General features: G+C 68.8%; 11 protein-coding genes. 6 read left to right on the top strand and 5 right to left on the bottom strand.

Annotated features, from left to right (window positions below; all coding sequences use genetic code 11):
• Window positions 1-80: 80 nt before the first annotated feature.
• The 5 genes from DW298_RS07065 to DW298_RS07045 form a co-directional block, all read right to left on the bottom strand.
• Window positions 81-1,556 (bottom strand): lipase maturation factor family protein, encoded by a 1,476-nt coding sequence (locus tag DW298_RS07065; RefSeq protein ID WP_136041745.1) that lies wholly within the window; start codon window positions 1,554-1,556, stop codon window positions 81-83.
• Between the two features lie 214 nt (window positions 1,557-1,770).
• A complete protein-coding gene (locus tag DW298_RS07060; protein ID WP_136041744.1) occupies window positions 1,771-2,694 on the bottom strand; it encodes a glycine betaine ABC transporter substrate-binding protein in 924 nt (307 codons plus the stop codon).
• The gene (locus DW298_RS07055; protein WP_136041743.1) at window positions 2,687-3,637 is read right to left on the bottom strand and encodes a proline/glycine betaine ABC transporter permease; all 951 of its coding nucleotides are present in this window, start codon (window positions 3,635-3,637) and stop codon (window positions 2,687-2,689) included. Before DW298_RS07055 ends, DW298_RS07060 begins: the two co-directional genes overlap by 8 nt.
• The gene (locus DW298_RS07050; protein ID WP_136041742.1) at window positions 3,637-4,956 is read right to left on the bottom strand and encodes a glycine betaine/L-proline ABC transporter ATP-binding protein; all 1,320 of its coding nucleotides are present in this window, start codon (window positions 4,954-4,956) and stop codon (window positions 3,637-3,639) included. The genes DW298_RS07055 and DW298_RS07050 overlap by 1 nt, the downstream gene beginning before the upstream one ends.
• 339 nt (window positions 4,957-5,295) lie before the next feature.
• Window positions 5,296-6,639 (bottom strand): methyltransferase, encoded by a 1,344-nt coding sequence (locus DW298_RS07045; protein WP_136041741.1) that lies wholly within the window; start codon window positions 6,637-6,639, stop codon window positions 5,296-5,298.
• 243 nt (window positions 6,640-6,882) lie between these two features.
• Between DW298_RS07045 and DW298_RS07040 the strand changes: the two genes are divergently transcribed.
• The 6 genes from DW298_RS07040 (at window position 6,883) to DW298_RS07015 (ending at window position 12,263) form a co-directional block, all read left to right on the top strand.
• Window positions 6,883-7,875, top strand: a complete 993-nt coding sequence (locus DW298_RS07040) for an ABC transporter ATP-binding protein (protein WP_136041740.1) — start codon at window positions 6,883-6,885, stop codon at window positions 7,873-7,875.
• Window positions 7,872-9,497, top strand: coding sequence for an ABC transporter permease subunit (locus DW298_RS07035; RefSeq protein WP_136041739.1), 1,626 nt, complete (start codon window positions 7,872-7,874; stop codon window positions 9,495-9,497). Before DW298_RS07040 ends, DW298_RS07035 begins: the two co-directional genes overlap by 4 nt.
• A gap of 10 nt (window positions 9,498-9,507) precedes the next feature.
• Window positions 9,508-10,038, top strand: a complete 531-nt coding sequence (locus DW298_RS07030) for a MarR family transcriptional regulator (protein WP_240745045.1) — start codon at window positions 9,508-9,510, stop codon at window positions 10,036-10,038.
• A gap of 238 nt (window positions 10,039-10,276) precedes the next feature.
• The gene (locus DW298_RS07025; RefSeq protein WP_136041738.1) at window positions 10,277-10,666 is read left to right on the top strand and encodes a GntR family transcriptional regulator; all 390 of its coding nucleotides are present in this window, start codon (window positions 10,277-10,279) and stop codon (window positions 10,664-10,666) included.
• Window positions 10,663-11,577, top strand: coding sequence for an ABC transporter ATP-binding protein (locus tag DW298_RS07020; protein ID WP_136041737.1), 915 nt, complete (start codon window positions 10,663-10,665; stop codon window positions 11,575-11,577). The genes DW298_RS07025 and DW298_RS07020 overlap by 4 nt, the downstream gene beginning before the upstream one ends.
• Complete coding sequence (locus tag DW298_RS07015; protein ID WP_136041736.1) at window positions 11,577-12,263, top strand: hypothetical protein; 687 nt, start codon at window positions 11,577-11,579, stop codon at window positions 12,261-12,263. Before DW298_RS07020 ends, DW298_RS07015 begins: the two co-directional genes overlap by 1 nt.
• Window positions 12,264-12,372 lie beyond the last annotated feature (109 nt).

Here is a 12,372-nt window from a genome sequence, read left to right as displayed (position 1 = left end):
AACGGGACTGCGGGAGCGGGGGGGGAGCGCCGGAGGGGACAGGGCGGGAGCGGGGGACGCGACCTGAACCGGGGGATCCGTCACCGCAGCCCGAACGGCCCCAGCACCACGCGGCGACGACTCCGCACCCACACCACACCCTCGGCGCGCTTCTCGGCGCGGGTGGCGAAGCAGTAGCGGTAGGAAACGGCCCGGACCCACCGCGGCCGCTCGCCGTCGAAGGGATCGACCCGGATCAGCGCGAGCGTCGGAGCATCCGCCTCCAACAACCGCACCAGGAACGCGGTGAACCAGTCGTCGAACGAGTGCCCGAGCGGCAGGAACCACATCAGCCAGTCGAGCCGCAGGTGGTACGGCGCGAACTGCCGCGGCATCCGTCGCACGTCACCGGGCTTGCCCTTGAACTCGTACTCGCGCCACTCCACCCCTTCCTCATCGGCTGAGCCCTCGACGACGATCTCGATGCGTTCCTTGGTGACCGTGCCGAAGGCCCCGTAGGCGTTGGCGAGCTGCCACCGGTTGAAGCTCGCGTTCATCAGCTGCCGCCGCGCGAACAGGTTCCGCAGCGCCGGCACACTCACCACGACGTAGAGCAGCCCCACGGCCGAGGTGATCACGACCCAGTACAGGGGGATGCCGGAGAGTATCCAGGGCGCGTCGGTGAGTGGCGTGACGTCCGCCGACCCCACCCCCGGCAGCCCGATCGCCGAGACCGCGATGACCATCGTCGCCCAGTTCAGCCACGCGAAGTTGCCCGTCAGCACGAGCCACAACTGTGTCAGGATCACGACGGATGCCGCCACCGCGCCGACGATCTGCGGCACCGGACCATCCACCCACAGCGACAGCAGCGGCGCGAACAGGAAGAACGGCACCACGAGCTGCGCGAAGTGATTGCCCACCACCTCGCCGCGATGGAACCAGCGCGGGAGCAGATGCGCCCGCCGACTGAGCGGACCCGGCATCGGCTGCGTCTCGTGGTGATACATGAGGGCCGTCAGGTCGCGCCACTCGCGTCCGCCGCGGATCTTGATCATCCCGGCGCCGAACTCCAGCCGGAACACCAGCCACCAGAACAGCACGAGCACGACCGTGGGCGGCGGCTGGTCGTTCGAGCCGAGGAAAGCTGCGAGGAACCCGGCCTCGAGCAGCAGCATTTCCCAGCCGAAGGAGTAGAAGGTCTGCCCGATACTGACGATCGACATGTAGCCGAGCCACAGCGCCAGGAAGCACAGCATCGGCACCCACAGCGGGCCCCACTGCGGGACACCCACGACGAGAAGCGCCGCGACCACGATCCCAGCCGCACACAGCGCGACGAGCCGGCGGTCGGTGTAGCGGATGCGGGAGAACAGGGTCGGATGCAGCATCCGCCGCCGCTCCGCCTTCTGCCCGACCCACTCGAGGAGGGCTGGCGCCGGGAGCAGCCCGTGCTCGCCCAGGAGCGGACGGAACTGGTTCAGGCTCGACACGAACGCGACGAGGTACAGCGCCGCGATGCCCCGCTGCAGCACCTCGCGCGCGAACCCGAAGTCGACCGCCGCGAACCCGTCCACGGGCACAGGCTACGCCGCAGGCATCCGCACGGAAGGGGGCTTGCGCCCGGAACCCCCGGCACGCAAAGAACCCGCACGCAATGAAGGAGATCTCGCCCTATGAAGGAGCGCCTGCGCGAACAGGTCCTTCGAAGCGCGAGATCTCCTTCGTATCGCGTGCCGACTCAGAGCGGATGCTGCGAGTCAGAGCGGCAGCGACTCAGCTCAACTCAGCTCAGCTGCTGACGACCCACTCGAACTGGTCGCCGTACTCCTTCAGCCACTCGTCGACGGCATCCGCTTCCTCACCCTCGCCGTACTCGTTGACCACGAGGTCTTCGAGCGCACCGTACTGCTCGTCGTCGAGCTTGATCTGCTCGATCAGCTCAGCGGCCTCCGGGAACTCCTCGGCGAAGCCCTTGGTGCCCAGGAAGTGCAGACCCTCGGCCGTGCCCATCGCACCCTTCGGGTCTTCGAGGTCCTTCACGGGGAAGGCGTCGTTGGCCCAGAACGGACGCCACAGCGTGACGACGATGTCCTCCTGCTTCTCGGTCGCGGACTTGAGCTCGGTGAGCATCGCCGCGGTCGACGAGGTGACGAGCTCGTACTCGCTGTCCAGACCGTACGCGGGGAGCATCTTCTGCGTCTGGGCCGTGAGCCCCGCCCCCGGCTCGATGCCGTAGATCTTGCCGCCGAGATCGGCGCCGGCGAGATCCTCGATCGAGGTCAGCTCCGAGTACTCCGGCACCGCGATCGTCAGCCGGGCGTTGTCGTAGTACGTGCCCAGGTCCTCGATCGATGCGCCGTAGGTCTCCATGTACTCGGCATGCGTGACCTCGGGCCAAGCCGACGGGAACAGGTCGACGTCCCCCTGAGCGAGACCCGTGTACAGCGGTCCCGCCTCGGTGAGCGTCTTCAGCTCGACGTCATAGCCGATCTTCTCGAGCTGGTCCTGCAGCAGATACGCGGTGCTGAGCCCGTCGGTCCACGAAGGAAGGAAGCCGAGCGTGATCGTGCCCTTGTCCCCTCCGCCGCCGGTGTTGCCGCCTCCGCCGCCGAGCTCGATGGTGCCGCCGGCACCGTCGCTGGCACAGCCGGACAGGGCGAGGGCACCCACGGCGCCGATGGCCGCGATGGTCATGATCCTGCGCTTACGCATTCTGGAGCTCCTTCTCTTCGACGGGCGTCTCCGCGATCGGAGCGGATGCCGCGGCGGCACTCACGTGGCGCTGCGCACCGCGGCGACGGATGACCGCGAGGAGCGAACCGGGGTTCTGTCCCAGCGTTCCGAGTGCGGCGGTGACGCGGTCGAGGTAGACGGCGATCAGCACGACGCCGAGTCCGGCCTCCACACCCTTGGCGATGTTCACGGTCGAGATCGCTTCGACGACCATCTTCCCGAGGCCGTCGGCACCCGCCATCCCGGCGATGACCGCCATGGAGAGCGCGAGCATGATGACCTGGTTGATGCCGGCGAGGATCGTCGGCATGGCGAGCGGCAGCTGGATGCCGCGCAGGATCTGCCCCGGCTTCGCACCGAAGGCCTGGCCCGCCTCGACGGTCTCGGAGTCGACACCGCGGATGCCGAGCTCGGTCAGTCGCACGCCCGGAGGCAGCGCGAAGATGACCGTCGCGACGAGACCCGGCACGACGCCGATGCTGAAGAACACGATCGCGGGGATCAGGTACACGAACGCGGGCATCGTCTGCATGAAGTCGAGCACCGGCTTGAGCACGGCCCTGACCGTGGCGTTGCGCGCCGACCAGATGCCGAGCGGCACCGCGATCAGCACGGCGATCACCGCGGCCACGAGCACGAGAGCGAGGGTCTGCATGGCCGGAACCCACAGTCCCATCGCGACGATCAGCGTGAAGGAGATGATCGTGCCGATGGCGAGCTGCCACGAACGCACCAGCCACGCGATGAGTGCGGCGATCGCGATCACGACGAAGAAGTACGGGAGCAGCAGAAGCGAGGTGAGTCCGTCGACGAGGAACGTCACGACGAACGAGATCACATCGAGCAGACCGTCGAGGTTGGCCTTGATCCAGTCGACGCCGGATTCGATCCAGGTCCCCACGGGGATGCGGAAGCCGTCCATCAGCGCACCTCCTCCGTCTCGACCTGGGTCCCTGAGCTTGTCGAAGGGACCGGGTCGGCGGTCCACCCGTCATCGAGCACGGCGTCGATCTCGGCCTGCGGCATCGGCATCATCGGGAGGATGATCTCTTCCGTGGCGCCGGGTCCGGGGCCGAGCGCGGCGAGCAGCGTCACGCGCGGGATCACACCGGCCAGCCGCCCCTCGGCATCCACCACTGCCAGCGGCAGCGGGGACTCGACGGCGGGGACGAACAGGTTCATCAGCACCTCGTCCTCGCGCACGCTCTGCAGAACGGGCTTGATGATCGAGTCGAGGGTGGTCGCGCCGTTGCGCACGAGCTTGACCGCATCGCGATCGGTGACGACGCCCATGAGCTGGCGATCGCGGCCGACGACGTAGGTCGCCGACATGTAGGCATCCCGCATCTGGCGGAGGGCCGTGCGGGGGCCGGCGGTGTGCGGTACGACGGGGCGCGGGCGCTCCATCACGTTCGCCGCGGTGAGCACGCGGGCGCGGTCGACGTCCTGCACGAACTGCTCGACGTAGTCGTTGGCCGGGTCCATCAGGATGTCCTCGGGCGTGCCGATCTGCACGATGCGGCCGTCGCGCATCACGGCGATCCGGTCGCCGAGGAACATGGCCTCGTTCAGGTCGTGCGTGATGAACACGATCGTCTTCTGGAGCTTCTGCTGCAGCTCGAGCAGCTGCTCCTGCATCTCGCGGCGGATGAGCGGGTCGAGCGCGCTGAACGCCTCGTCCATCAGCAGGATGTCGCTGTCGGCGGCGAGCGCACGGGCGATGCCGACGCGCTGCTGCATCCCGCCGGAGAGCTCGGAGGGGAGCTTCTCGCCCTGGCCCTCGAGTCCGACGAGCGAGAGGATCTCCTCGGCCTTGGCCAGGCGCTCGGCCTTCGGTGTGCCCTTGAGCTCGAGCGGGTACGCGACGTTCGCGGCGACCGTGCGGTGCGGCAGCAGCGCGAAGTGCTGGAACACCATCGAGATGCGGTCGCGACGGATCTCGCGGAGCCTCGAGGCGGGGATCCCGGTGATGGGGTCGCCGTTCACCGTGACGGTTCCGTCGGTGACGTCGTGCAGCCCGTTGAGCATGCGGATGATGGTGGACTTGCCCGATCCGGACAGGCCCATGATGACGAAGATCTCACCGCGGTTCACGGTGAAGCTGGCGTCGATGACTGCCGCGGTACCGGAATCCGCGACGGCGGCGCGGCTCTCACCGGCTTTCAATCGACGGACGGCGGTGTTCGGATTCTTACCGAAAACCTTGTATAGATTGCGCGCTTCAAGAGCGATTTCGGACACGTTTCCCCCGCGGCTCGCCTTCGGGTGGCTGAGCCTGCTTCGGTTACGCCCGGGTGAGGCTCTCGGGGCCGTTCGACATGATCGCTGTGGCGGCACAGACGGCGGATTTCGGATCCGCCGCGATAGAGCATCGACCGTACGCCCACGCCTCTTCGCAGCACAGCTCATCGAAAGAAGGACGTGACCGCGGACTGGTCTTCGGACCGTCAGGCCCGCATTCCAACGTAACGAAATGGCCGATCAGGGGCAAATCCTGGGGGCCGTGAGGGGTGTGGGTTTCGGCGGCTGACCGGGGGATTGCACGAGTGTTCAACGATCCCTGAGTCGGCGGCGCCGTGGTCAGATATCGGGCGTTTCGGAGCTCCGGATGCTGCGCGTGACGGTGAACTTCGGAGTTCGTTCCCGCTGTTCCGTCGGGCCGATCAGACGGGCGAGTTCGGCACGGTATCCGAGCGAGGAGTTGTACACGGTGAAGAGCTCTCCGCCGGGTCGGAGCACCCGCGCGGCGGCCTCGAAGAGACGGGTCGCGGCACCCGTGTGCACGCTCGTGCCGAGGTGGAACGGCGGGTTCAGCAGCACGACATCGATGCTCGCGTCCGGGATCTCGGAGGCTGCGTCGTCGTGCATCACCGTGACGCGGTCGGCGACCCCGTTCGCGGCGGCCGTCGCCCGCGCAGATGCGGCCGCCGCAGCCGACCGGTCGGAGGCGATGACCTGCGCCTCGGGGTGGGCGAGGGCGTACGAAACGGCGAGCGCACCGGTGCCACAACCGAGGTCGAGCACGTGCCGCGACGCTTCGACAGGCTCAGCGACCCAACGGGCGGAGGCACCGGACGTCGGTCGTTGAGCGAGCGAAGCGAGACGAGACGCCCCACCCGCAGAACCGGAGGTGGGTCCCTGAGCCTGTCGAAGGGCTCCACCGTCAAGACCGAGCACCTCCAGCAGCACCCGGGTGCCGATGTCGAGGCGAGCGCCGGCGAACGCCCCGCCGTGCGCGATCAGTGTCAGTCCGTCGTGCTGTGCGGACACCGGGAACGGTGGATCGGCGGGCACGGCGCGCGGGCCGGATGCCTCGATCAGGCGGGACTTCCGCTCCGCACGCTGGGGCTGCACGTGCGCGAAGCTGCGCCCGAGCACCTCGTTCTGCGCCAGGGTCATGTGCTTCACGCGGCCGCCGGCGACGAGCACCACGTCGGATGCGGCCCAGCGGGCCACGGCATCCGCGATCTCCTCGAGCTCCGCGAGCGACTTCGGCAGCTGCAGCAGCACGAGCCGCGCACCGGAGAGCAGTTCGGCGTCGAGCTCGTGCGCGGTGAAGGGGGTGCGAGAACCCAGACCATCCGGCCCGCCGTCGGGGTGTCGCCCCTCGACGCGCCGCGCCGCAGCATCCTCGTCTCCGTTTCGGCCGCGGAAGCCCGCGAGTCCGAGGTCCTCGGCGTTGCGCTGCAGGGCGCGGCGACCGGTCGCGAGGTCCTGATGCACGCGGATGCCGTGGCGCCCGGCATCCGTCAGAGCGAGCGTGATCGCCCCGAAGTCCTCGCCGATCACAGCAGTCTCTGAGCCGGGGATGTCGAGGGAGAGCGCCCGCTCGACGAGCAGCAGATCCGTGGCGTCGTACGCCTGGAGGTTGTCCGCCTCGACATCGGGCCAGCGGCGCAGGCGGCTGTAGGGGAACTCCGGCACCAGCCCACTGTACGCGGCGGTCGCCCGCACCCGCCGTCCGCCCGCCGTCCACCGTCGTCCACCCGCCGTCCCCATCCGCCGACACAACTTCGGAGATCGGGCCCGACACGCCGGGCGTGGCACCGTGAACCCGGCGAGCCGCGCGCGATCTCCGAAGTTGTGCCGGCCAGGCGTCGTAAGGATTTCGCATGCGTTGATTTCGGCCGATTCACAAGTTGGTGAAACGGGCGTACGCTCCCGCGCATGACCACCGTCATCACGACCCGCAACCTCACCAAGCACTACGGCCACGTGCACGCGCTCGACGGCCTTGACCTCACCGTCGAGCACGGCCAGGTGCACGGCTTCCTCGGCCCGAACGGCGCGGGCAAGTCGACCACGATCCGCATCCTCCTCGGCCTCGCACTCCGCACGTCGGGCGACGCGACCGTGTTCGGCGAGGACCCTTGGGAGCGCGCGGTCGACCTGCACCGACGCATCGCGTACGTCCCGGGTGACGTCAGCGTCTGGCCGAACCTGTCGGGCGGAGAGGCCGTCGACCTGCTCGCCCGTCTGCGCGGCGCCCGCACGAAGGATGCCGCCTACCAGCACGAGAAGAAGCGGCTCATGGAGGCGTTCCAGTTCGACCCGCGCAAGAAGGGCCGCGCGTACTCGAAGGGCAACCGGCAGAAGGTCGCGCTGATCGCGGCGTTCGCCGTGCCCGCCGACGTTTACATCCTCGACGAGCCGACCAGCGGACTGGATCCCCTGATGGCGGTGATCTTCCAGCGCGAGGTCGCCCGCGCCCACGCGAACGGTGCGACCGTGCTGCTGTCGAGTCACATCATGAGCGAGGTGGAGCAGCTGTGCGACCGGGTGTCGATCATCCGCGCCGGACGCATCGTCGAGACCGGCACGCTGGCGGAGCTCCGGCACCTCACCCGCAGCGACGTCTCGTTCACGCCATCCGGAGCCACCCTGGAACAGGTGACCCGCATCCCCGACGTGCACGACCCCGAGCAGCACGGGGACCGGATCCGCCTCGCGGTCGACAGCGACCGCACGGCCACCGTGCTGCCCGCACTCGCCGCACTCGGCATCAGTGACCTGCGGGTGGCACCGCCCTCTTTGGAGGAGCTGTTCCTGCGTCACTACGGAGACGACCTGGCGACGCTCGAGGCGGCGGAAGACGGTGGTCCGGACGACGTGGTCCCCACCAGCCGCCGCGAACGCCGGATGCAGAAGGAGCGTGCATGATGACGCGCTTCGCCGTGCTGCTCCAGCAGCGACTGCGGCGCGACCGCGTACAGCTGCCGCTGTGGATCCTCGGCACCGCGCTGATGGCATTCGCGGGATACGCCGGCGTCAGTCAGTCGTATGCGACCCTCGCCGACCGGCAGAACATCCTCGCCGCGGCGCTCGCGAACCCGGTGATCCTGATGTTCCGTGGCCTGCCGTCCGGCACCTCCGAGGGTGCGTTCTTGGCGTTCGAGATCCTCCCGTGGCTCGCCCTCCTCGCCGCCCTGATGAGCACGTTCCTCGCCGTGCGCCACACCCGCGGCGATGAGGAGGCCGGTCGCGCGGAGCTCGTGTGGGCGACCCCGGCCGGGCGCCGACTGCCGACTCTCGCCACCATCGTGCACGGCCTCCTGGCCAACATCGTCCTCGCGCTGCTCACCTCGCTCGCCCTGATCGCGACCGGTCTCCCGGCCGCCGGGTCGTGGCTCGCGGGCGCGGCGGCCGGCAGCTGCGGCATCGCGTTCCTCGGCATCGGACTCGTCGCGGCGCAGCTCATGCGCACCTCGCGCGGGGCGAACTCCCTGACGGTCTGGGTGCTCGTCGCGACGTTCCTGGTGCGTGGCATCGGCAATGCTGCAGGGACCCCGAGCGACGACCTGTCGAGCATGACCAGCGCCTGGCCGGTGTGGCTGTCGCCGTTCGGCTGGGCCGAGCAGACGCGCCCGTACGATGCCGATCTCGTCTGGCCGATGGTCCTCGGCGTCGGGTTCGGCGTCGTGCTCGCGGGTGCCTCCCTGGCACTGCAGTCCTTGCGCGACATCGATGCGAGCTTCGTGGCGGAGCGTCGCGGCCGGGTGTCGGCGCGGCCGGCACTCGCCTCGCCGCACGCGCTCGTGTGGCGGCTCACCTCGGGCTCCATCATCGGCTGGGCGGTCGGCGGTGCGATCACCGGCATCCTGGCGACGACGCTGAGCGGCCTGGTCGATCAGATCTCGGGCGAGAACCCGGCCGTCGCCGAGATCCTGACGAAGATCGGCGGCGCGACCGGCGGCCTCGACGAGGTCGTCGTGACCGTGTTCTTCACGCTGCTCGGCATCCTCGCCGCCTGCTGCGCGGTGCAGACCGTCGTGCGCGCGCGGCAGGAGGAAGCCCGCGGAACCGCCGAAGCCGTGCTCGCCACCCCGATCGGACGTGTGCGCTGGCTCGCGGATTTCGTGATCGTCGGCGTCGTCGCGGTGCTGATCGTGATCGCCGCCGCCGTGCTGGCGGCCTGGATCGGCGTCTGGGCGAACGGTGGCGACGACTCGCTCTACCGGATCGTCGCGGTGGCGGGCCTCGGCCAGGCGGTCGCGGCGGCCGTGTTCGCCGTGCTCGCCGCCCTCGCGTTCGTGCTCGTTCCCCGGGCGACGACCGCCCTGGCATGGAGCCTCGTGCTGCTGGCGGCGATGCTCGGGATGTTCGGGCCGCTGTTCGGGCTGCCGGAGTGGACGGCGAACATCTCCCCCTTCGCGGTGACGCCCGTGGTGGACGGAAGCGGTGTGGATGTGCGCGGACTCTGGTGGTTGGTGCTCGCCCTGGCCGCGGGCGGCGCGGCCACCCCGGCTCTGATGCGACGACGCGAGTTCGCCCCCGGCGCGTAGGAGCAGCCCGATGCCCGACGACAGCACCGAGAACGGACCCGACGTGGATGCCGCGAGCTCAGGCGATGCCCTCGGCGCAGCATCCGCCTCCCATCGGGGGATCGAACCCGCCGAGCAGGCAGCGGCCATGATGACCGCTGCCGGGATGCCGCGGATGCCGGCGCGCGTGATGATGGCGCTGGTCGCGGCGCCCGAGGGCGGATACACCGCAGCGCAGCTCGGCGAGCGTCTCGGCGTCTCGGCCGCCGCCGTGTCCGGCGCGGTGCGCTACCTGCAGCAGCTGCACTTCATCCAGCGGCGCTCCCGCCCCGGCGACCGGCGCGACCGCTACGAGTTCGTGCACGACCCGTTCTACCGCTCGATCGTCGGGAACATGCCCGTGTACGCCCGCCTCTCGGAGTGCATCGACGACATCGCCGCCGAGCACGACGACGATCAGGGCGCCCATGACCGGGCCGTCGAGCTCGCCGAGTTCTTCCGCTTCCTCTCGGCGCGGATGCTGCAGATCGTCGAGGACTGGCGCGACCACCGCCCCACCTGACCCTGTCCTCCCCTGCCCTGCCCTGCCCGGCCCTGCCCTGTCCTGCCCACTTCTTCCCCGTGCACAACTTCGGAGATCGAAGCCGACACGCCGGCCGTTTCACCCCGAGGCCGGCCAGTCGCGCGCGATCTCCGAAGTTGTGCACGGCTCGGGGGCGGCGGGCGGCGGGGGTTGACATCCGGCCGGGTTCTATGGTTACTTAGTCAAGTAACTAACCCACCAACCCACCGGAGGACTTGTGATCGAAGAAGGCAAGCCGCTCTTCCTCCAGATCGCCGAGCAGATCGAGGACTCGATCGTCGACGGATCGCTCGCCGAAGAGGCCCAGGCGCCGTCGACCAACGAGCTCGCCGCGTTCTACCGGATCAACCCCGCCACCGCCGCGAAGGGAGTCGCCGTGCTCACCGAAAAGGGAGTGCTCTACAAACGCCGAGGCATCGGCATGTTCGTCGCCGACGGCGCCAGGGAGGTCCTCCTCGGCGAGCGCCGCGCTCTGTTCGCCGACCGCTACATCGACCCGCTCCTCGCCGAGGCCCGCACGCTCGGACTCGGCGCCGACGACCTCGCCGCACTGCTCCGGCAGCGCGCCGCACTGACCACTGATTCAGAAGGGAAGACCCCCGCATGACCGCTGTCATCGAGGTGCAGAACCTCAGCAAGCGCTACAAGGAGAAGCGAGCGCTCGACAACGTGTCGCTCGCCATCGAGGGAGGCGCGATCTACGGCCTCCTCGGTCGCAACGGCGCCGGCAAGACGACACTCATGTCGATCCTCACGGCGCAGAACTTCGAGTCCTCCGGCACCATCAAGGTGTTCGGCGAGCACCCGTACGAGAACGCGCACGTGCTCAGCCGGATCTGCTTCGTCCGCGAGAGCCAGAAGTATCCGGACGACGCGTATCCCAAGCACGCCTTCAAGGCCGCGAGCCTGTTCTTCCCGCACTGGGATCAGGCGTTCGCCGACGAGCTCGTCGCCGAGTTCCAGCTGCCGATGAAGCAGACCATCAAGAAGCTCTCCCGCGGTCAGCTCTCCGCGGTCGGCGTCATCATCGGACTCGCCTCGCGCGCCGAGATCACGTTCTTCGACGAGCCGTACCTGGGTCTCGACGCGGTCGCCCGGCAGATCTTCTACGACCGCCTGGTCGAGGACTACGCCGAGCACCCGCGCACGATCATCCTGTCGTCGCACCTGATCGACGAGGTCTCCAACCTCATCGAGAAGGTCATCGTGATCGACAACGGTCAGATCCTCCTGCACGAAGACACGGATACCGTCCGCGACCGTGCCGTGACCATCGTCGGCGATGCCGCCAAGATCGAAGGCTGGATCCAGGGCCGCGAGGTGCTGCACCGCGAGGCTCTCGGGCGCGTGGCATCCGTCACCGTCCTCGGCACGCTTTCCGCGGAGGAGCGCGCCGAGATCGCTGCATCCGGTCTCGATCTCGCCCCGGTCTCGCTGCAGCAGCTGATCGTGCGGCTCACCCAGAAGGCGGACGCCCACTCCGCCACCGGCTCCATCGAGAAAGAGGAGGCACGCTGATGCGACGCACATTCAACGTCATCCGCCTGCAGCTGATCAACAAGGGCACGTTCGTCTGGTACCCACTCGTCATCCTCGCGGCCGCCGTCGTGATCTCGATACTCATCTACGCCCTGATCCCGGTCGACACCCCCAAATACGGGGGCGGTGGCCAGGCTCCGCTCTGGTACTTCTTCGCCGTCGGCATGTCGGCGATGACGCTCACCTTCCCGTTCTCGCAGGCGATGAGCATCACCCGTCGTGAGTTCTTCTTCGGCACGATGCTGACCGCGGTCTTGGCCAGCGCGCTCATGGGCATCCTGTTCCTGATCGGCGGCGGCATCGAGCTGGCGACGAACGGCTACGGGGTCAACGGCTACGTGTTCCACCTCCCGTGGGTGTGGGAAGCCGGGCCGCTCGGCGCGTTCGTGACCTACTTCGCCCTAGCCCTGTTCTTCTTCGTGATCGGCTTCACCGGGGCGACGATCTACAAGAGCTGGGGGCAGCTGGTGCTCATGATCGTCAGCATCGCGCTGACCCTGGTTCTCGTCGGGCTCGCCTTCCTCGCGACACGGCTCGAGATGTGGGAACAGGTCTGGCTGGGGATCCTGGATCTCGGCGCTGTCGGCCTGGCCCTGTGGGGGCTCGTCGCGGTCGCCGTGCTGACGGCCGTCTCCTTCCTGGCATTCCGACGGACCATCCCGTAGGCCTGCCACCCACGCCGAGCGTTCCTCGTCGACGCCGGTCGCCCCTCCCGGGCGGCCGGCGTCTTCGCGCGCTACCGGTGCACGCTCGCGGAAGCAACCCGTTCGCGTT

Origin of the sequence: Microbacterium sp. A20, assembly GCF_004794515.1 — a bacterium.
GTDB lineage: Bacteria > Actinomycetota > Actinomycetes > Actinomycetales > Microbacteriaceae > Microbacterium.
Note: the sequence above shows the minus strand (reverse complement) of the source record. Positions and strands in the feature narration are given on the sequence as shown.

Excerpts from the sequence above, each read along its gene's own strand:
- DW298_RS07060 (WP_136041744.1), bottom strand. The coding sequence starts at position 2,694 with ATGCGTAAGCGCAGGATCATGACCATCGCGGCCATCGGCGCCGTGGGT.
- DW298_RS07055 (WP_136041743.1), bottom strand. The coding sequence starts at position 3,637 with ATGGACGGCTTCCGCATCCCCGTGGGGACCTGGATCGAATCCGGCGTC.
- DW298_RS07040 (WP_136041740.1), top strand. The coding sequence starts at position 6,883 with ATGACCACCGTCATCACGACCCGCAACCTCACCAAGCACTACGGCCAC.
- DW298_RS07035 (WP_136041739.1), top strand. The coding sequence starts at position 7,872 with ATGATGACGCGCTTCGCCGTGCTGCTCCAGCAGCGACTGCGGCGCGAC.
- DW298_RS07030 (WP_240745045.1), top strand. The coding sequence starts at position 9,508 with ATGCCCGACGACAGCACCGAGAACGGACCCGACGTGGATGCCGCGAGC.
- DW298_RS07020 (WP_136041737.1), top strand. The coding sequence starts at position 10,663 with ATGACCGCTGTCATCGAGGTGCAGAACCTCAGCAAGCGCTACAAGGAG.
- DW298_RS07015 (WP_136041736.1), top strand. The coding sequence starts at position 11,577 with ATGCGACGCACATTCAACGTCATCCGCCTGCAGCTGATCAACAAGGGC.